At 70.1% G+C, this 20,678-nt stretch carries 9 protein-coding genes; 6 read left to right on the forward strand and 3 right to left on the reverse strand.

What is annotated here, in order from left to right:
* Position 1 precedes the first annotated feature (1 nt).
* Positions 2-1,480 (reverse strand): leucyl aminopeptidase, encoded by a 1,479-nt coding sequence (locus AC3ITM_RS03060; RefSeq protein WP_489268357.1) that lies wholly within the window; start codon positions 1,478-1,480, stop codon positions 2-4.
* A gap of 104 nt (positions 1,481-1,584) precedes the next feature.
* Between AC3ITM_RS03060 and lptF the strand changes: the two genes are divergently transcribed.
* Positions 1,585-2,664: an LPS export ABC transporter permease LptF gene (lptF, locus tag AC3ITM_RS03065; RefSeq protein ID WP_228885688.1), complete on the forward strand. Its 1,080-nt coding sequence runs from the start codon at positions 1,585-1,587 to the stop codon at positions 2,662-2,664.
* Positions 2,661-3,767: an LPS export ABC transporter permease LptG gene (gene lptG, locus AC3ITM_RS03070; RefSeq protein WP_228885687.1), complete on the forward strand. Its 1,107-nt coding sequence runs from the start codon at positions 2,661-2,663 to the stop codon at positions 3,765-3,767. The genes lptF and lptG overlap by 4 nt, the downstream gene beginning before the upstream one ends.
* A gap of 94 nt (positions 3,768-3,861) precedes the next feature.
* Here lptG and AC3ITM_RS03075 read toward each other — a convergent pair whose 3' ends face one another.
* Positions 3,862-4,338 (reverse strand): RDD family protein, encoded by a 477-nt coding sequence (locus tag AC3ITM_RS03075; protein WP_489268359.1) that lies wholly within the window; start codon positions 4,336-4,338, stop codon positions 3,862-3,864.
* Positions 4,339-4,408: 70 nt separating this feature from the next.
* Between AC3ITM_RS03075 and xerD the strand changes: the two genes are divergently transcribed.
* Positions 4,409-5,386 (forward strand): site-specific tyrosine recombinase XerD, encoded by a 978-nt coding sequence (xerD, locus tag AC3ITM_RS03080; protein ID WP_489270014.1) that lies wholly within the window; start codon positions 4,409-4,411, stop codon positions 5,384-5,386.
* Positions 5,387-5,472: 86 nt separating this feature from the next.
* Positions 5,473-6,249 (forward strand): DsbC family protein, encoded by a 777-nt coding sequence (locus tag AC3ITM_RS03085; protein WP_228885685.1) that lies wholly within the window; start codon positions 5,473-5,475, stop codon positions 6,247-6,249.
* Between the two features lie 70 nt (positions 6,250-6,319).
* Here the strand turns inward: AC3ITM_RS03085 and AC3ITM_RS03090 are convergent, their stop codons facing one another.
* Entirely contained in the window at positions 6,320-8,422 is a 2,103-nt protein-coding gene (locus AC3ITM_RS03090) for a glycosyl hydrolase family 18 protein (RefSeq protein ID WP_489268361.1), read from the reverse strand.
* A 316-nt stretch (positions 8,423-8,738) separates the two neighbouring features.
* Between AC3ITM_RS03090 and purL the strand changes: the two genes are divergently transcribed.
* Positions 8,739-12,623, forward strand: a complete 3,885-nt coding sequence (gene purL / locus AC3ITM_RS03095; RefSeq protein WP_489268362.1) for a phosphoribosylformylglycinamidine synthase — start codon at positions 8,739-8,741, stop codon at positions 12,621-12,623.
* A 449-nt stretch (positions 12,624-13,072) separates the two neighbouring features.
* Complete coding sequence (locus tag AC3ITM_RS03100; RefSeq protein ID WP_489268364.1) at positions 13,073-20,638, forward strand: ESPR-type extended signal peptide-containing protein; 7,566 nt, start codon at positions 13,073-13,075, stop codon at positions 20,636-20,638.
* Positions 20,639-20,678 lie beyond the last annotated feature (40 nt).

Below are 20,678 nucleotides of genomic sequence, written 5' to 3' on the forward strand. Positions count from 1 at the left end.
ATCAGGCGCGCGCGGCCTGGTCCAGCAGCCACTGGCTCAGCAGGCCGACCGGACGGCCGGTGGCCATGCCGCGCTTGCCTTCATCGCTGGCCACGCCGGCGATGTCCAGGTGGGCCCAGCGCTGGCCTTCGGTGAAGCGCGACAGGAAGCAGCCGGCGGTGATCGCACCGGCCCAGCGGCCGCCGATGTTGTAGACGTCGGCGAAAGTCGAATCCAGCATCGGCTGGTACTCGTCCCACAGCGGCAGGCGCCAGGCGCGGTCGAACACATGCTCGCCGGCGGCCAGCAGTTCGTTGGCCAGGTCGTCGTGCTTGCTCATCAGGCCGGCGGTCTGGTGGCCCAGGGCGACCACGCAGGCACCGGTCAGGGTGGCCACGTCGATCAGCGCAGCCGGCTCGAAACGCTGCGCGTAGGTCAGCGCATCGCACAGGATCAGGCGGCCTTCGGCATCGGTGTTGCCCACTTCGATGGTCTTGCCCGACATCGCGGTGATCACGTCCGACGGGCGGTAGGCGTTGCCGTCGATGGCGTTTTCCACCGCCGGCACCACCACCACCAGGTTCAACGGCAGCTTGGCGGTGACCGCAGCGACGAAGGTGCCGATGACGTTGGCGCCACCGCACATGTCGTACTTCATTTCCTCGATGCCGCCCTGGGTCTTCAGGTTGACGCCGCCGGTATCGAAGGTGATGCCCTTGCCGACCAGCACGTAGGGCTTGGCGTCGCCGCCGTTGCTCCACTTGAGCACCACCATGCGCGGGCGGTTGGCCGAGCCGCGGGCCACGGCCAGCAGCGAGCCCATGCCGAGGGCTTCCATCTGGTGCTCGTCGAGGATTTCCGCTTCGGCGCCGGGATGGGCCTGGGCGAAGGCGACCGAGGATTCGGCCAGGTAGGCCGGGGTGCACAGGTTCGGCGGCAGGTTGCCCAGCTCGCGGGCGTACTGCACGCCGGCGGCGATGGCCTGACCCTGGGCCAGCGCCTGGGTGTCCTGGCCGGCGATGGCCAGCCGGGTCAGGCCCGGGGCGTCGGCCTTCTTCTTGCCCAGTGTGGCGCTGTAGCGGTAGGCGGCATGGTCGGCGCCGATGATGGCCTGGCGGATGCTCCAGGCTGCATCGCGGCCCTTGACCGGGATTTCGTTCAGGGTGAACAGGGCGTGGTGGTTGACCCCGCTCTTCAGCGCACGGCTGGCATCGCCGACCGCCTTGAGGTATTGCGGCACGCCGAACTTGGCCGGCTCGCCCAGCCCGACCACCAGCACGCGCGGGGCTGTCACCCCGGGCAGGTCGTGCAGTAGGGTGGTGTTGCCGGTCTTGCCGCCGACGTCGCCACGGGCGACCAGGCTGGCCAGACGGCCGCCGCTGGCGGCGTCCAGGGCCTGCGCCGCCGGGCTCAGGGACTGGTCGGCGTAGGCGCCGACGATGACGCAATCGCACTCGGCCGAGGCCGGCGCGACGTGGTTCAGGGTGAATTCCAGGGCCATTGATCAGATTCCGTTGGCAAATCCGTACAATCGCGGGCTGTTTACGTCCCGTCAGTAGACTGGGCAGCACCGCGAACGAATCCGAGAGTTTAAACCACCGCCCCATGTCGAAGCTCGATCGCTATCTCCTGCGTGATTTCGTCCAGAGTTTCCTGGCCACCCTGATCGTTTTGCTGGTGGTGAGCGTCGGTGGTGTCCTGGTGGACATCCTGGGCAACATCGCCGACGGCCGCCTGCCGGCCCGCCTGCTGTTCTCCCAGCTGGGCCTGCAGTTCATCGTCTACATGCCGCTGATCCTGCCGCTGGCGCTGATGCTGGGCCTGCTGCTGGCCACCGCGCGGCTGTACCGGGACTCGGAAATGGCCGTGCTGACCGCCATCGGGGTGGGGCCCAAACGGCTGCTGCGCCCGGTGCTGATGCTGGTGCTGCCGGTGATCGTGCTGATCGGGCTGTGCTCGCTGTGGCTGGGCCCCTGGGCCGACCGCACCGGCGAGGCGATGATCGAGGAGGCCAACCGCAGCGTGGTGATGGCCGGGCTGGAATCGGGCAAGTTCACCTCGCTGCCCAATGGCGGGGTGGTCTACCTGTCTTCGGTATCGCCCGATGGCACCCGGCTGGGCAAGGTGTTCCTGCAGCGGCAGAAGGACGACCGCATCGAAGTGGTGTCGGCCGACCGTGGCCGGATGTTCTTCGAGGGCGCGCGCCAGCGCTACCTGGAGCTGGAAGACGGCCACCAGGTCGAGGGCCCGGCCAACGGGGCGCTGGACTACAAGCTGATGACCTTCGCGCGCAACGATGTGGCCATGCCCGATGGCGCGCAGACGCGCGACAAGGACGACCCGGAGCTGCTGCCCACCGCACAGCTGTTCGGTGACCCGCGGCCGGCCGCGCAGGCGCAGCTGCATTCGCGGATCACCCCGCCGCTGATCGCGCTGGCGTTCGCGCTGATGACCCTGCCGCTGGCGCGTAGTTCGCCGCGGCAGCAGCGTTACGGGCGGATGATGCTGGCCTTCCTGGCTTACATGGTGGGCATGAACCTGATGTTCATCGGTACCCGCTGGATCGCCGACGGCAAGCTGTCGGGCACGCTGGGCCTGTGGTGGTTGAGCCTGCCGTTGCTGGGCCTGGCCATCTGGATGTATCTGCGCGATGGCAAGCTGTCGCGCCCGCGGAGGACCGCATGAAGCTTCGACCGATGCGGTTTGACCTCTACCTGGGCCGGGCGGTGTTCGGCACGGTGCTGCTGACCTGGGCGGTACTGGTCGGGCTGGACGTGGTGATGGCGTTCTCCGGCGAGTTCAAGGACGTCGGCAAGGGCGGCTATACGCTGGGCCATGCTGCGGCCTGGGTGCTGTACACGGTGCCGCGCCGCGCCTATACGTTCTTCCCGACCGCCGCGGTGATCGGTTCGCTGATGGGCCTGGGCCAGTTGGCGGCCACCTCCGAGCTGACCGCGCTGCGCGCGCTGGGGCTGTCGCGCAAACGCCTGAGCGTGTCGGTGGCGATCGCGTTGTCGCTGTTGACCGCGGTGATGGTGTTCAGTGGCGAAGTGGTGGCGCCGTGGGCGCAGAGCCGGGCCGACAACATCAAGCTCAGCGCCAAGTCCGGCGGCAGTCTGGCCGCGTCGCGGTATTCGGGGCTGTGGGCGCGCGAGGGCGATACCTTCCTCAGTGCCGGCAGCGGCGACGAGCTGCTGCAGCCCGGCGGCGGCACGCGCCTGGTGCTGCGCGATGTGCGCCTGTACAAGATCGGCGCGGACGGGCAGCTGGCCTCGCTGACCTATGCCGGCAGCGCCGAGCATGGCGACAGCGGCTGGGTGCTCAACAAGGTGCGCCGCGATACCTTCGGCGAACGTTCGGCCACGCGGCAGACGGTGGAATCGGAGCCGTGGCAGACGCAGCTGGATCCGGCCGCGCTGGCCAGCGGGCTGTCCAAGCCGCGCAACCTGACCGCGATGGATCTGCGCACCAGCATCGAGTACCGCAAGCGCAACGGGCTGGATGCGCGCGATTACGAGGACATCTACTGGAGCCGCTGGTTCTATCCGGTCAACGTGCTGGCGTTGTGCCTGGCCGCGGTGCCGTTCGCGTTCGGTTCGCTGCGCAGCGGCGGCATGGGCAAGCGGTTGTTCCTGGGCATCCTGTTCGCGCTGGGGTTCTGGCTGCTGCAGCTGTTCTTCGGGCGCATGGCCGGTGCCTTGAAGTTCGACTACCGCCTGGCCTATGCGTTGCCGCCGATCGTGATGCTGGCCGTGTCGGGGATGCTGTTCCGGCGCAAGTCGGGGTAAGGCGCGGTAGAGCGCGGCGGCGCCTGGAGGATGGCAGGTAGGCGACGACCGCCGGTCGTCGCTGCATGCCGTCCCAGGGTCGGCATTCCCGCGATCACCGCTTGGGCAGGCGCCGTATCCGCGTGCCGCTGGCGCGGTCATGCCAGGTCAGGCGTTGGCCGTCGAACAGGGCCCACCACAGGCCGAGGCCGCCGAGCAGCAGCGAGAGGGTAGCCACGCTGTAGCGCAGCCACAGCTGGCGGCGGGTCGGGGCGCCGCCGTCGGCGTCGGTTACCTGCAGGCGCCAGGGGCGCATGCCCAGGGTCTGGCCGCCGCGGCGCCAGCTGAGCGTGGCGTACAGCCCGGTGACGCCCCAGCAGCACAGCCACAGCAGCCATTGCAGGGCACTGAACGGGGCGATGTTGTCGCGCTCGGCGTGACCGGCCAGGGTATAGCCGGCGGTGAACAGCGCGCCGAGCAGCATCCACAGCGCCAGGGCCGGGAAAAAGTCGTAGAGCAGGGCCAGCAGCCGCCAGCCCAGCAGCGCGGCGGGGCGGTCGGGGGGGGCGGCGGCTGTCGTGGCGGTGGGCATGCGCCGAGCATACCTGCGCCGCCGCGCCGGTTCGATGGCCGCCGCGCGGCAGGCTCCGTATGCTGATGGCATGTCCGATGCCTCCACCCCTGCACAGCGCCGCCAACGGGTCCAGCAGCTGCCGCCGCTGCGCGATGCCGACAATGCGGCGATCCAGCGTTTCCTCGATGCGATCTGGGCCGAACAAGGCCTGGCCCGGGCCAGCCTGGACAGCTATCGGCGCGACCTGGAAGGGCTGGCGCGCTGGCGCGATGGGGCCGGCGGCGGCCTGGACGGGGTCGACCGCGCCGGTCTGTTCGACTACCTGGCCTGGCGCGCGCGGCATGGTTGGTCGCCGCGCAGCAACGCGCGCCTGCTGTCGGCGTTGCGCGCGTTCTTCGCCGATGCGGTGCGCCGGGGGCGGCGCAGCGAAGACCCCAGTGCGCTGCTGGACCCGCCGCGGTTGCCGCGGCTGTTGCCCAAGGCGTTGGCCGAAAGCCAGATCGATGCGTTGCTGGCCGCGCCGGACATCGCCGATCCGATCGGCCTGCGCGACCGCGCCATGCTGGAGCTGATGTATGCCGCCGGCCTGCGGGTGAGCGAGCTGGTGCAGCTGCCGGCCAATGCGGTCAACCTGCGCCAGGGCGTGCTGCGGGTGACCGGCAAGGGCAGCAAGGAGCGGTTGGTGCCGCTGGGCGAGGAGTCCCAGCACTGGCTGGAACGCTACCTGGCGCAGGCGCGGCCGCAGCTGGCCGGCAAGCGGCCGGTGCCGGTGGCCCAGGACGGTGCGGTGCCGATGTTCCTGGCACCGTCGCTGCACCCGCTCAGTCGCCAGCAGTTCTGGGCGCTGGTGAAGAAGTACGCGGTGCTGGCCGGGATCGATCCGGTGCGGATCAGCCCGCACGGCCTGCGCCACAGTTTCGCCACCCATCTGCTCAACCGGGGCGCGGACCTGCGCGCGCTGCAGATGCTGCTGGGCCACAGTTCGCTGTCCACCACCCAGATCTACACCCTGGTCGCCCGCGAGCACCTGCAGAAGCTGCACGCCCGCCATCATCCGCGCGGCTGAGGCCGGCCGGCTGGGCGGTGGTGCAGCCGGGTGACAGGGTGGCTGTGCGAGAATCGCGCTTACCTTCTTCCCCACCGGAATGCTCGATGCTCCGTGTCGCCCTTGCCGCCTTCCTTGGCGCGCTCAGCCTGACTGCCTGCGCGCAGCAACCGTCCGCGCCCGCCACCAGCAAGGCCGCCGCCGCGCCCGCGGCCGGCACTGCCGACCAGCGCGTAGGCGCGGCCCTGCTGAAGCTGGACCCCAACTTCAAGCCGGACTACATCGGCGCGGCGCCGTTCCCGGGTTTCCGTGAAGTCCTGGTGTCCGGGCAGGTGCTGTATGTGTCCGACGATGGCCGTTACCTGATGCAGTCCCAGCCCTACGACATCCAGAACAAGGCCCCGGTCAGCAGCCCCGGGTTGCTGGCCTACCGCCAGAAGCTGCTGGCGCAGGTGCCGCACAACGAGCGCATCGTGTTCGCCGCGCCCAATGCCAAGTACACCGTCAGCGTGTTCACCGACATCGAATGCGGCTACTGCCGCAAGCTGCACCAGGACATCGCCGAGCTCAACCGGCAGGGCGTCACGGTGGAATACCTGGCCTTCCCGCGCATGGGCCTGGGCAGCCAGGACTACACCGACATGATTTCGGTCTGGTGCGCAGCCGACCGCAAGCAGGCGTTGACCGCGGCCAAGACCGGCACGCCGGTGGCGGCGAAGAACTGCACCAACCCGGTGGCCATGCAGTACAAGCTGGGCCAGCAGATGGGCGTCAACGGCACCCCGGCGATCTTCGCCGCCGACGGCACCCAGCTCGGCGGTTACCTGCCGCCGGCGCAGTTGAAAGCCGCGCTGGAGCGCATCACGGCCGGCGGCAGCCGCTGAAAAAACAACGCCCCGGCAGTGCCGGGGCGTTGTGGTCATGCCGCAGGTGCCGGCCGTTGGCCGGCTGTTGTCAGTTCAACCCGTCCCTGATCGCCTTGGTCAGCGTGCCCTGCGCATCGTCGCCGCTGAACTCCCAGAAGAACGCGCCGCCCAGGCCCTGGGCCTTCACGTAGCCCATCTTCTCGGTGACCATCGCCGGGGTGTCGAAGCTCCAGAACGTGCTGCCGTTGGAAATCCAGGTGGCCTTGGCGACCGGGTCGGTATAACCCGGCCAGGCCAGGTTCTTGAGCACCTTCCAGTCTTCGATGCCGGCTTCGTAGGTTCCCGGAGCCGCACCGCTGGCGCTCTTGTACAGGCCGTTGTTGCCGCTGGCCACGCCGGTCCAGCCGCGCCCGTAGTAGCCGATGCCCAGGTTCAACTTGCCGGCCGGCACCCCGCGGCTGATGAAGGCCTCCATCGCATCGTTGCTGTTGTACAGCTTCTGGTCGCCGGTGGATGGGTCGGCCGGTGAGTCGAACAGCGCCGAGTGATGGTTGGTCTGCGCATCCCACGCACCGTGGAAGTCGTAGGTCATCACGTTGATGAAATCCAGGTAGGGATGGTAGGCGGCCGGGTCGGTCACCCGCACCTTGTCGATCCCCGCACCCACCGCCACCGTCAACAGCAGCCCCGGCCGAACCGCATCGAGCTGGCGGCGGAACTCGGCCAGCAGCGCGGTGTAGTTGGCATTGTCGGCCGCGCTGCCGCAGCTCAGCCCGCATGCCACCGGGTATTCCCAGTCGATGTCGATGCCGTCGAACACCCCGGCCGCGGCGCCCGCCCCGCCGGCACCGTCGGTCACCGGCAGGTTGCCCTTGATGTAGGCGTCCACGCACGAGGCCACGAAGGCCTGGCGGTTGGCCGGCTGCGCCGCGCTGGAGAAGCCGCGCGACCAGGTCCAGCCGCCCAGCGAGATCAGCACCTTCACGTTGGGATGCTTGGCCTTGAGCTGCTTGAGCTGGTTCCAGTTGCCGCGCAGCGGCTGATCCCAGCTGTCGGCGCCGCCGCTGACGCTTTCACCGGCACCGAAGGCCTTGGTGTAGTCGGCGAAGGCATCCCCGCCCGCGCCGGTGTTGGCATCGGAGGGTTGGGTGATGCCGACCTCGCAGCGGTTGTTGCGCACGTTGCCGAAGGCGTAGTTGATGTGGGTCAGCCTGGCCGCCGAGCCACTGGTGTCGATGTTCTTGACCCGGTAGTTGCGCCCATAGATGCCCCACTGGGTGAAGTAGCCGATCACCCGCTTGGCCCCGCCGCCGCCGCCGGCGGCGGTGGTCACGCTGATCGCGGTACTGCGTGCCGACGCATTGCCGGCGTTGTCGCGTGCCCGCACCGTGTAGCTGTAGGCGGTGCTGGGGGCCAGGCCGCCGTCGGTGTACTGGGTGGCCGCCGGCGAGCCGACCAGGCTGCCGTTGCGGTACACGTCGTAGCCGGCCACGCCGCTGCCGCCGGTGTTGTCGGTGGCCGCGTTCCAGGCCAGGTTGACCGTGCTGGCGGTGTGGGAAGGCGAGGCCAGCCCGCCGGGTACGCTGGGCGCGGTGGTGTCGTTGCTGGCTGCGGTGACGGTGATGGTCACCGTGGCCGAGGAGGTCACCGCCGTGTTGTTGTCGGTGGCCACCGCCTTGAGCGTATGGCTGCCGGCCACGGCATTGGCCCAGGCCACGCTGTACGGCGCGCTGGTGTCGATGCCCAGCGAGGTGCCGCCGCGGAAGAACTCGACCTTGCTGATGCTGCCATCGCTGTCGGCGGCGTTGGCGCTGAGGGTGATGGTGCTGCCGGCGCTGAAGCTGGCCCCGGCGGTCGGCGAGGTCAGGGCCACGCTGGGCGGCTGGTTGCCGGCACTGCCGTCGCAGGCGCCCAGGTTGGTGTAGTAGGGCGCCCCGGCGGGATGGTCGGGCGGGGCATTCCAGATGTCCTGGTTGGCCCGGTACAGCACGCCGCCCTTCTGCAGGGTGGTCCCGGACAGGTAGATCACCGCCGGGTTCCATTCGGCCACCCCGGTACAGTTGGCCGCCTGGGCCAGGCCGGGCAGGCTGGCCGCCGCGGCCAGGGCCAGCAGCAGCCCCCAGCGCCTGCGGGGAACCGGGAGGAGGGAAGATATCGATGTCACCGCACTGCGCGCAATCGGGTCAGGCATGGTCTTTCTCCGATCTGGTCATGGGCGCGGGCCGCCGGCATGGCGGCTCGCGTGCAGCAGGTCCGGATGCCGGTGAGAGAGGCCGGCGACAGCAGTGGGGGCGGACGCGGGACCGGCCAGGGAGTCCCCCTGGCCGGGCGGTGATAACGTTGTCATGAAGCCTGCCGCCAATCTGTGAACCAGTCGATGGTTCCAACTGTGAGCCAGTTAAAGGTTTGTGCCGGGAGCGGGGGCGTCGGGTGGCCCTGCGGGGCAGGTCGCGGCGGTCGACTTGGGTACAATAGCCGGCCCCGTCTCCAACCACGGTTCCCCGGACATGATGGTCCTCGAGGGCGCATCCGCCCTTTCGCCGTTCCGCCGCGAACGTCTTGAATCCCGCCTGCAGTCCCTGGCCGCCGATCTGCGCATCACCGGTGCCTGGCATGTCTACTTCATCCAGACCGAGGGCGATGTGGCCCCGGACCCGGCGATCCTGAGCCGGATCCTGGAAGCCCGGCCCGCGCTGGCGCCGTTGGAGGCAGGCGCGACCTCGCGCTTCGTGGTCCCCCGCCTGGGGACCTTGTCGCCGTGGTCGAGCAAGGCCACCGAACTGGTCCGCGGGGCCGGGCAGCCGATCGGCCGGGTCGAACGCGGCCTGCGCATCGATCTGGCCGGCTGGCCGGCCGATGCCGCCGCGCAGGAAGCGGTGATCGGTGCACTGCACGACCCGATGACCCAGTCCGTGCTGGCCGGGACCGCGCAGGCCCAGGCGCTGTTCAGCGCGCCGGCGCGCGGTGAACTGGAGCGGATCGCACTGGACGACCTGGAGGCGGCCAACAGCCGCCTCGGCCTGGCCATGGCCCAGGACGAGATCGACTACCTGCGCCAGCGCTTCGGCGAACTGGGCCGCAAGCCGTCGGACGTGGAACTGATGATGTTCGCGCAGGCCAACTCCGAGCATTGCCGGCACAAGATCTTCAACGCCAGCTGGACCATCGACGGCGCCGAGCAGTCGCACTCGCTGTTCCGGATGATCAAGCACACCCACCAGCAGACCCCGCAGCACACGTTGAGCGCATACAGCGACAACGCCGCGGTGGTTGCCGGTTTCCCGGCCGCGCGCTATCGCCCCGATCCGGCCAGCGGCCAATACCGCAGTGAGCCGGTGGTCGATTCGGCGTTCTGCATCAAGGTGGAAACCCACAACCACCCCACCGCGATCGCCCCGTTCCCCGGCGCGGCCACCGGTGCGGGCGGTGAGATCCGCGACGAAGGCGCGACCGGCCGCGGCGGCAAGCCCAAGGCCGGCCTGACCGGTTTCTCGGTGTCACACCTGCGCATCCCGACCCTGCCGCAGCCGTGGGAAGCGCCGCGCGCGCTGAACCCGCGCATGGCCCCGGCGCTGGACATCATGCTCGACGGCCCATTGGGCGGGGCGGCGTTCAACAACGAGTTCGGCCGCCCCAACCTGCTCGGTTACTTCCGCAGCTTCGAACTTGCCGAAGGCGACGGCCTGACCCGTGCCTACGACAAGCCGATCATGCTGGCCGGCGGCCTGGGCGCGATCGACCAGAACCAGGTCGAGAAGCTGCGCCTGCAGCCGGGCGACGCAGTGATCGTGCTCGGCGGCCCGGCGATGCTGATCGGCCTGGGCGGCGGCGCGGCCAGTTCGGTGGCTTCCGGTGAAAGCGCCGAGGACCTGGATTTTGCCAGCGTGCAGCGCGACAACCCGGAAATGGAACGCCGTTGCCAGGAGGTGATCGACCGCTGCGTCGCGCTCGGCCTGGACAACCCGATCCGCTGGTTCCATGACGTCGGCGCGGGTGGTTTGTCCAATGCCATCCCCGAACTGCTGCACGACTCCGGCGTGGGCGGGGTGATCGACCTGGGCAAGGTGCCCACCGATGACCCGTCGCTGTCGCCGATGCAGCTGTGGTGCAACGAATCGCAGGAACGCTATGTGCTGGGCGTGCCGCAGGCGCGCCTGGCCGAGTTCGCCGCGCTGTGCGCGCGCGAACGCTGCCCGTTCGCCGCGGTCGGCGTGGCCACCGCCGAAGAACACCTGGTGGTCGCTTATGGCGCCACGCCGGGCAACATTCCCGCCGATGCCCCGATCGACCTGCCGATGGACGTGCTGTTCGGCAAGGCGCCGAAGATGCACCGCGACACCGTGCATCCGCCGGCACCGCGCTGGCCGGCGCTGAAGACCGCCGGGCTGGACCTGCATGAAGCCGGGTTGCGCGTGCTGGCGCACCCGTCGGTGGCCTCCAAGAACTTCCTGGTCACCATCGGCGACCGCAGCGTCGGCGGGCTCACCGCACGCGAACAGATGATCGGCCCGTGGCAGTTGCCGCTGGCCGACGTGGCCATCACCCTGGCCGGTTTCGACAGCGTCGCCGGTGAGGCGATGGCGATCGGCGAGCGTACCCCGCTGGCCCTGCTGGATGCGGCCGCCTCGGCCCGCATGGCGGTGGGCGAGGCGATCACCAACCTGTGCGCCGCGCCGGTGGATACGCTGGAAACGGTCAAGCTGTCGGCCAACTGGATGGCCGCGGCCGGCCACGACGGCGAAGACGCGCTGCTGTATGACGCGGTACGGGCGGTGGGCATGGAACTGTGCCCGCAGCTGGACCTGAGCATTCCGGTGGGCAAGGACTCGCTGTCGATGCAGGCGCAGTGGCAGGCGGCCGGGCAGGCGCACAAGTCGGTGTCGCCGGTGTCGTTGGTGATCTCCGCGTTCGCCCCGGTGGCCGATGCCAACGGCCAGCTGACCCCGCTGCTCGAGCGCGAGGGCGACAGCGAGTTGTGGCTGATCGGCCTGGGCGCCGGCAAGCAGCGCCTGGGCGGCTCGATCCTGGCCCAGGTGCATGCCGACCACAGCGCGTTGCCGGCCTTCGGCGGCGCGGTGCCGGACCTGGACGACCCGCAACGCCTGCGGGCATTCTTCGAACTGATCCGCGATGCGCGCCAGGCCGGGCTGCTGTTGGCCTACCACGACCGCAGCGACGGCGGCGCGTTTGCCGCGCTGTGCGAAATGGCGTTCGCCTCGCGGCTGGGCCTGGACATCGCCCTGGACGCCTGGGGCGATGATCCGTTCCGCAGCCTGTTCAACGAAGAGCTGGGCGCGGTGGTGCAGATCGCCAAGGAAGATCGTGCCGCGTTCGCCGACCTGGTCGAGCGCCACGCACTGACCGAGTGCGCCCAGCGCATCGCCCGCCCGACCACCGCGCCGGTGGTGCGGGTGTCGCTGCAGGGCGAGAGCCTGGCAGAGTGGCGCTGGGAAGCGCTGTTCGATGCCTGGTGGTCGGTCACCCATGCGATGCAGAAGCTGCGCGACAACCCGGACAATGCCGACCAGGAGCGTGCGATCGCACGCAACTTCAATGCGCCGGGCCTGAAGCCCAAGCTGACCTTCGATCTCAACGACGACGTGGCCATGCCGTACATCAACACCGGCGCGCGTCCGCGCGTGGCGGTGCTGCGCGAGCAGGGCGTCAACGGCCAGATCGAAATGGCCAATGTCTTCGAACGCGCCGGGTTCAGTGCGTTCGACGTGCACATGAGCGACCTGATCGAAGGCCGCGTGGCGCTGTCGGACTTCACCGGCCTGGTCGCCTGCGGCGGCTTCAGCTATGGCGATGTGCTTGGCGCCGGTCGCGGCTGGGCCACCTCGGTGCTGGAGCGCAACGCCCTGCGCGATGCGTTCGCCGGCTTCTTCGCCCGCGAGGACAGTTTCGCGCTGGGCGTGTGCAATGGCTGCCAGATGATGAGCCAGCTCAAGGACATCATTCCCGGTGCCGAGCACTGGCCGCAGTTCCGCCGCAACCGCAGCGAGCAGTTCGAAGCCCGCACCGCGCTGCTGGAAGTGGTGGAGTCGCCGTCGATCCTGCTGCGTGGCATGGCCGGCTCGCGCCTGCCGGTGGCGGTGGCGCATGGCGAAGGCCAGGCGGTGTTCGCCTCGGCCGTGGACCAGGCCGCCGCACGCGTGGCGCTGCGCTATGTGGATGGCGATGGCAACGTGGCCACCCAGTACCCGCTCAACCCGAACGGTTCGCCGGACGGCATCACCGGCCTGACCAGCACCGATGGCCGGGTCAGCATCATGATGCCGCACCCCGAACGCACCCCGCGTGCGATCAACCTGAGCTGGCGTCCGGCCGAGTGGCAGGGCGATTCCCCGTGGCTGCGGATGTTCCGCAACGCCCGCGCATGGTGCGGCTGATCGGCAGCACGCCACCTGTTTGATGCGATGAAAGTCGCGTGAAGAAACCGCCGGAATATCCGGCGGTTTTTTTTTGCCGTTGGCAAAAACCATCCGCAGCAAGGAGTTACAGCGCGTTACAAGGTGAAATGCGCTTATGCCATTTGTTCACAACGAGCTAACGAAAACACCGGTATTTCCGTCGTTTTTGTGACGAACATCGCGGTCGTACATTTTTGGATGTCAAAGTCTTGACGTTATCGGCAGGCTGCGTTAACACTGATTGCTCATTAGGAATGCATTCAGTTCTGCAGTAACCGCACGGACGGCGAATCAGCAGCACCTCTGTCGCAAGCCATTCGGCGCAATGCGGTAAATCAAGCGAATGAACGCCCCCAGGGGACGTTGGGCCATGCGGTCCGGCGTTGGCGTCGCTTTGCCCAATACCAGCCCACTCAGGAGTCGCATCGATGAATCGGATTTATCGCAAGGTCTGGAACAAAGCACTGGGGCAGATGGTTGTTGCCTCGGAACTGGCCACCAGCGCATCGGCCGGCGTGGTCATCGACCAGCGACGATCCTCCGGCACGCGCGCCGCTTCGCTGCTGTCGGCCGCCATCGCATTGACGTTGGGATTGGGCACGGCCGCCATTGCGCCGGTCGCGCAGGCGCAGTCGGTGGAAGTGGGTGGCAATGCCAACTGCGTGGTGCTCAACAGCAACGTGATCGACAGCTGTGTGGTCGATGGCAATGCCACCGCCTCGGGCAGCAACGCGGTGGCGGTCGGCAGCAACAGCACCGCCTCGGCCGCCAACAGCGTGGCACTCGGTGCAGGCTCCCGGGCCAACCGTGCCAACACGGTGTCGGTCGGCGATGCGGGCAAGGAGCGCCAGGTCACCAACGTGGCGGCCGGCACGGCCGCGACCGACGCGGTGAACAAGGCCCAGCTGGACAAGGTTGCGGTCGCTGCCGAAGGCGCGACCCGCTATTTCAAGGCCGATGGCGCGGGCAACGACAGCGACGCGGCGACGATCGACGGTGACGGCGCGCTGGCCGCTGGTGCCGGCGCCAACGCCGAAGGCGATGCCGCCACCGCCGTCGGCCAGGGCAGCCAGGCACTGGCCAACGCCACCACGGCCACCGGCAGCCAGGCCATTGCAGCGGGCCTGGGCGCCAGCGCGTTCGGCCAGAACACGCTCGCCATCGGCGACGCCAGCACCGCCCTGGGCCAGAGCGCGGCAGCGTTCGGCCTGGGCGATGTGGCGTTGGGGGCGCACGCGCTGGCCGCCAGTGAAAATGGCGCCGCCACCGCGATCGGTGGCCTGGCCGAAGCCAGCGCCGACGGTGCCACTGCCATTGGTGGCGGCGCATTGGCCATCGGCGCGGGCAGCACCTCGCTGGGCCGCGGCGCCGGCAGCGGCGGTGAAGCGTCCATCGCGGTTGGCGCGTTCAGCGTGGCCGTGGCCGATTTCAGCGCGGCGCTGGGCTCCAACTCGGCTGCCGTTGCCGTGGGCAGCGTGGCGCTGGGCGCCGGCTCCTACGCCGATCGCATCGACACGGTGTCGGTGGGCAATGGCGAAACCGGCCTGCGCCGGCAGATCACCAACGTGGCCGACGGCACTGAAGCCGGCGACGCGGTGAACAAGGCCCAGCTGGATGCGGTTGGTGACGTTGCCGCCACCACCAGCAAGTATTTCCAGGCCACCGGCAGCGCCGACAGCGATGCCGGTGCGATCGCCGACGGCGACAACGCTACCGCCATCGGCGAAGCGTCCAACGCGATCGGCAACGGGGCCACGGCGCTGGGCGGCGGCGCGGCGGCTTACGCGCAGAACGCCACGGCGGTTGGCTTCAATGCGCTGGCCAGCGGCCAGAACAGCGCCGCGTTCGGCAACAACGCCCAGGCCACCGGCCCGGGCAGCGTGGCGGTAGGCGGCGCGGCGGTGGATGCCGACGGCAACCCGCTGATCACCAACGGCGGCGTGCCGGTGGATACCGGCGCCACCAGTGCCGGGGTCGGCGGTACCGCAGTCGGCGCCAGCGCCGAAGCGTCCGGCTTTGCCGCATCGTCCTACGGCGTCGGCGCCTATGCCGGCGGCGCGCAGTCCTCGGCGTTCGGCGCGGTCGCCAATGCGACCGGCGACTACGCTACCGCGGTGGGCACCCAGAGCGTGGCCACCGGCAACAGCAGTACCGCCATCGGCGGCCCGGCCGACCTGCTGCCGGGCCTGGGCTTCTTCGTCCAGACCCAGGCCAGCGGCGAAGCGGCCACGGCCGTGGGCGCCGGCGCCATCGCCAGTGGCGACTACGCCACCGCCAACGGCACCCTGACCGAGGCATCGGGCGCCGAAGCCACCGCGGTGGGCTACTTCGCCTACGCACCGGGCCAGGGCGCCACCGCGCTCGGCGCGGAAACCTGGGCCAGCGGCGAACTGAGCACCGCGGTGGGGTTCTATGCCACCGCGCGCGGCGCCAACAGCGTGGCCCTGGGCGCCAACTCCACCGCTACCCGCGCCAACACGGTGTCGGTCGGCGATGCCGGCAACGAACGCCAGATCACCCACGTCGCCGCCGGCACCGAAGCCACCGACGCGGTCAACAAGGCGCAACTGGACGGCGTGGCGCAGGTGGCCAATACCACCGCCAGTCGTTTCAAGGCCAATGCGGCCGAGGGCAGCGATGTCGGCGCGTTCGCCGACGGCGATGGCGCAGTGGCCGCCGGCGAAGCCAGCAACGCGCTGGGCGCCGGTGCGGCCGCGCTCGGCAACGGTGCCAACGCCATCGGCGATGACAGCGTGGCGGTCGGCCGCAACGTCAGCGCCAACGGCAACGGCAGCGTCGCCATCGGTGGCCTGGGCCAGGCCTACGACCAGTACAACCAGCCGCTGGTCGATGCCGACGGCAACGCGGTGAAGGTGGGCACCAGCGCCGCGCAGGATGCGGTGGCGGTGGGCGCCGGCGCGCAGGCCACCGGCACCACCAGCAATGCCTTCGGCAGCGGCGCGCAGGCCACCGGCAACAACAGCCTGGCGGCCGGCTACAAGGCGCGCGCCACCGGCGATTACAGCGTGGCGCAGGGCGACAATGCCTTCGCCAGCGGCGAGGAAACCACCGCCACCGGCGCCTATGCGTGGGCTACCGAAGACGGTGCCAGCGCATACGGCGCCAGCGCCTGGGCCACCGCCGCCAACGGCACCGCCGTAGGCCAGTCGGCCTGGGCCAGCGGCACCGGCTCGACCTCGATCGGCTACAACAGCTGGGCCCGTGGCAGCAGCGCCACCGCGCTCGGCCGCGGTGCCTTCGGCTACGGCGACAACAGCGTGGCGGTCGGCTTCCAGGCACTGGGCAACAGCATCAACAGCATCGCCATCGGCACCAACGTGGTGGCCGGCGGCGAAAGCGCGATCGGCATCGGCGCCGGCAGCAATGCCAGTGGGTCCAACGCAGTGGCGCTCGGTGCCGGTTCGGTCGCCGACCGTGCGTACACGGTGTCGGTTGGCAGCGATACCCGCCAGCGCCAGGTCACCAACGTGGCCGCCGGTACCGAAGGCACCGATGCGGTGAACGTGGACCAGCTCGGCGCGGCCACCGCGCAGTTCCAGGCCAGCGGCGAGGGCGTGGCCGTGGCCGGCGGCGAGGACAGCGTGGCCGCCGGTGCCAATGCCGCCACCGATGGCGACTACGCCACCGCGGTGGGCTCGGCCAGCTTTGCCGTCGGCAGCGGCGCCACCGCACTGGGCAGCGGTGCCTTCGCGCTGGCCGACAACGCCAGTGCGCTGGGCTTCAATGCAGTGGCCAGTGGTGCCAATGCAATCGCGGTCGGCGCCAATGCGCAGGCCAGCGGCGAGTACGCCACCGCCAGCGGTGCCGAAAGCGAGGCCACCGGCGAGCAGAGCACCGCCACCGGCGCGGCCAGCATCGCTTCCGGTGCCGGCAGCCTGGCTGGCGGCGCGCTGTCCGAAGCGGCCGGCGAGGAGTCGGTTGCGCTGGGGTACTACAGCTCTGCCAGCGGCCAGGGCGCCACCGCCGTGGGCGCTGAAAGCGTGGTCAGCGGGACGCTGTCGTCCGGTTATGGTTTCGGCGCCGAGGCCACCGCCGGTTACACCACCGCGATCGGCGGGCTGGCCGTGGCCAGTGCATTCAACGCCACCGCGCTGGGCAGTTTCGCCCAGGCCACCGGCTCCAACAGCGTGGCCGTCGGCGGCGATGCCGAGGCAACCGGCGCGTACAGCACCGCCACCGGCCAGGGCAGCCTGGCCACCGGCACCAACAGCGTGGCCGTTGGTGGTTCGTTGTTCGGCCTGCTGGCCACCGAGGCCTCGGGCAATTACTCCACCGCCGTCGGTGGCGGGGCGTGGTCGCCGGGCCTGAACAGCACCGCCCTGGGCAATGCGGCTACTTCCAGCGGCGAAAACAGCGTTGCCCTCGGTGCCGATTCCATCGCCGACCGCGATGACAGCGTGTCGGTCGGCAGTGCCGATGCGCAGCGCCAGATCACCAACGTGGCCGCCGGCACCGAAGGCACCGACGCGGTCAATCTCAATCAGTTGAACGCCGTGGCTGCCGCAGGCGAAGCCACCAGCAAGTACTTCCAGGCCAGCGGCAACGACAACAGCGATGCTGGCGCGTATGTGGAAGGCGATGACGCGCTGGCCGCAGGCGAAGCGGCCAACGCGATCGGCGATGGCGCCACCGCGCTGGGTGCCGGGGCCACGGCCGTGGCCGCCAACGCCACCGCCGTGGGCGTCAGCGCCCTGGCCGGTGCCGACGGCGCCGCCGCACTGGGCAGCAATGCCCAGGCCAGTGGTGAAAACAGCGTGGCACTGGGCAGCAATGCCAATGCGAGCGAGATCGGTGCCAGCGCCGTCGGTGGCAGTGCCATCGCCAGCGGCGCCTATGCCACTGCCAATGGCTTCGAATCGGCGGCCAGCGGCCAGCAGGCCACCGCCAACGGCTTCCGCAGCAGCGCCTCCGACGCCGGCGCCTCCGCGTTCGGCAGCTACAGCGAAGCCAGTGGTCGCCTGTCCAACGCGTTGGGTTACGGCGCGATCGCCTCCAACACGCTGGCCACCGCAGTCGGCACCTCGGCCACCGCCTCCGGTGCCAGCGCGGTGGCACTGGGTGAATCCAGTGAAGCCACCGGCGATGAAAGCGTGGCCATCGGCGGTTCCACGTTCTTTGGCCTGATCCCCGCCCGTGCCAGCGGTACCGGTGCGGCGGCGTTCGGTGCCGGCGCATGGGCCACCGACGACTACGCCACCGCGATCGGCTGGAATTCCTGGGCCGATGCGGCCAACACCACCGCGCTGGGCGCCAACGCCAGCGCCGAAGGCGTCAACAGCGTCGCGCTGGGTGCCGGTTCCTCCGCCGACCGCGACAACACGGTCTCGGTCGGCACGGCGACGGCGCAGCGTCAGATCACCAACGTCGCCGACGGCACCGAGGGCACCGATGCGGTCAACGTCAACCAGTTGAGTGCGGTGGCCGAGGTGGCCGAGCAGACCAACCGCCAGTTCAAGGCCTCCGGCAGTGGCAACGGCGATGACGTCGGCAGCTACGTCGACGGTGCCTACGCCACCGCCGCCGGTGAGGCGGCCAATGCGTTCGGCACTGGTGCGTCGGCTTACGGCAGTGGCGCGCTGGCCTCCGGCCGCAATGCCTCGGCATCCGGCTTCAATGCATCGGCCACCGCCGATTCGGCCACCGCCATCGGCGGCGCGCTGTACTACGAAGATGCCAACGGCAACGTGGTCCTGGACAAGGCCACCAGCGCCAGCGGCACCGGCGCCACCGCACTGGGTGCAGGTGCACAGGCGACCGGGGTGTTCAGCACCGCCAGCGGGGCCGGCGCCACCTCGGCCGGGCTGCAGTCGGCCGCGTTCGGCTACAGCGCCGAAGCCGGCAGCGACTACAGCACCGCCGTCGGTGCGTTCAGCGCCGCCAGCGGCGTGCGCACCACCGCGCTCGGCTACGGCGCCGAGGCCAGCGGCGACTATGCCTCCGCGCTGGGCTGGGGCAGCACCGCATCGGGTGCCTATGCCAATGCGATCGGCTATTCCTCGCAGGCCAGCGGTGCCAACAGCGTGGCCGCCGGTTCCAACGCCTGGGCCACCGCGGCGCAGACCACCGCCGTCGGCCAGCTGGCCTGGGCCACCTCGGCCGGTTCCACCGCGCTCGGCCAGGACAGCTATGCCTACAGCGGCATCAACGCCACCGCGCTGGGCAAGAGTTCGTCGGCCAGCGGTGCCGGCAGCGTCGCGCTCGGCGCCGGTGCCCGCACCAGCGAGGCCAACGTGGTCTCGGTCGGTGGCGGCAACGGCAGCACCGGCCCGGCCACGCGCCGCATCACCAACGTGGGCGCGGCGGTGAACGCCAACGACGCGGTCAACAAGGCGCAGCTGGACAGCGTGGCGGCCACCGCCGATGCGCTCGGCAAGCACTTCCAGGCCAGCGGCAGCGGCGTGGCCAGCGCCAGCGGCAGCGATGCGCTGGCGGCCGGATCGGCTGCGGCGGCCAGCGGTAACCGCAGCAGCGCACTGGGCACTGCGGCGGTCGCCTCGGCCACCGGCGCCACGGCGGTGGGCGCCGATGCGTCCGCGCGCGGTGACAACAGCACCACGCTGGGCCGGCAGGCCTCGACCAATGCGGTCAACGGCGTGGCGATCGGCAACGGCGCGTTTGCCAGCAATGGCGCCGGCAGCATCGCCATCGGTGCCGGTGCGGGCGTGTCCGGTGCCGGTTCGGTGGCGTTGGGTGCAGGCTCGCGTGCGGTCGAGGCCAATGTGGTCTCGGTCGGTGGCGGCAACGGCAGCGACAGCCCGGCCACGCGCCGCATCGTCAATGTCGGCGCCGGCCGCATCGCCGCCGGCAGCACCGATGCGGTTACCGGCGGCCAGCTCAACACCACCAACCAGCGCGTCGGTGCGGTGGAGACCCGCGTGGGCGATATCGACGAGCGGATCGGTTCGGTCGAGACCGTCACCGCCAATGCGCTCAGCTACGACGATGCCAGCCGCGACAAGGTCACCCTGTCCGGGGTTCAGGGCACAGTGCTGGACAACGTCGGCAGCGGCTCGATCGCCTCGGGCAGCCGCCAGGCGATCAACGGCGGCCAGCTGTTCCAGTCGCTGTCCGATGCCGCCAGCTTCCTCGGCGGCGGTGCCAGCGTCGGCATGCAGGGGGTGTTCGTGGCGCCCAACTATGTGATCCAGGGCACCACCTACAACAACGTCGGCGATGCGCTGGGCGCGCTGGACCGCAAGGTCAGCGATCTGGACCAGCGCGTGGCCGGTGGCGGCAGTGGCACGGCACGGGCGCGGCTTGCCGCGGCACCGGCGGCGGCCAGTCTGGCCAGTGCCACGGTGATGGACACCGCTCCGGCCGCCGCAGCCGCCGTGCAGGGCAGCCCGACGGTGGCCAGCGTCGGCAGCGCGCAACCGGCGGTGGCACCTGCGCCGGCCAACGGCATCAACGCGTTGGCCAGCGGCGATGGCGCGGTGGCCAGTGGCGCGTCGGCCACGGCGATCGGGCAGGGGGCCAACGCATCGGCCGCCAACTCGGTCGCGCTCGGCCAGGGCTCGGTCGCCGACCGTGCCGACACGGTGTCGGTGGGCAGCGTCGGCAACGAACGCCAGGTCGCCAACGTCGCCGCCGGTACCCAGGCTACCGACGCGGTCAACAAGGGCCAGCTGGACGGTGGCATCGCCACCGCCAACAGCTATACCGACCAGCGCTTCGGCGCGATGGCCGACAGCTTTGACATCTACAAGGGCGAAATCGACCAGCGCCTGCGCCACCAGGACCGTCGCATCGATCGCCAGGGCGCGATGAGCGCGGCCATGCTCAACATGGCCACCAGTGCTGCCGGCGTGCGCACCCAGAACCGGGTCGGCGTCGGCGTCGGCTACCAGGGCGGCGAGTCGGCCCTGTCGCTGGGCTACCAGCGTGCGCTCAGCGAGCGCGCCACGGTGACCATCGGCGGTGCGTTCAGCAGCGATGACAGCTCGGTGGGTGTGGGCGCCGGTTTCGGCTGGTAGGCGCAGGCGGCAAGGCGTGGCCTGGTGGGCCACGCTGAAA

The organism is Stenotrophomonas sp. KH_029 (genome assembly GCF_057839765.1).

What these genes read in the sequence shown, in the direction of transcription:
- AC3ITM_RS03060 (WP_489268357.1), bottom strand. Translation starts at nt 1,480, where the DNA reads ATGGCCCTGGAATTCACCCTGAACCACGTCGCGCCGGCCTCGGCCGAG.
- lptF (WP_228885688.1), top strand. Translation starts at nt 1,585, where the DNA reads ATGTCGAAGCTCGATCGCTATCTCCTGCGTGATTTCGTCCAGAGTTTC.
- lptG (WP_228885687.1), top strand. Translation starts at nt 2,661, where the DNA reads ATGAAGCTTCGACCGATGCGGTTTGACCTCTACCTGGGCCGGGCGGTG.
- AC3ITM_RS03075 (WP_489268359.1), bottom strand. Translation starts at nt 4,338, where the DNA reads ATGCCCACCGCCACGACAGCCGCCGCCCCCCCCGACCGCCCCGCCGCG.
- xerD (WP_489270014.1), top strand. Translation starts at nt 4,409, where the DNA reads ATGTCCGATGCCTCCACCCCTGCACAGCGCCGCCAACGGGTCCAGCAG.
- AC3ITM_RS03085 (WP_228885685.1), top strand. Translation starts at nt 5,473, where the DNA reads ATGCTCCGTGTCGCCCTTGCCGCCTTCCTTGGCGCGCTCAGCCTGACT.
- AC3ITM_RS03090 (WP_489268361.1), bottom strand. Translation starts at nt 8,422, where the DNA reads ATGCCTGACCCGATTGCGCGCAGTGCGGTGACATCGATATCTTCCCTC.
- purL (WP_489268362.1), top strand. Translation starts at nt 8,739, where the DNA reads ATGATGGTCCTCGAGGGCGCATCCGCCCTTTCGCCGTTCCGCCGCGAA.
- AC3ITM_RS03100 (WP_489268364.1), top strand. Translation starts at nt 13,073, where the DNA reads ATGAATCGGATTTATCGCAAGGTCTGGAACAAAGCACTGGGGCAGATG.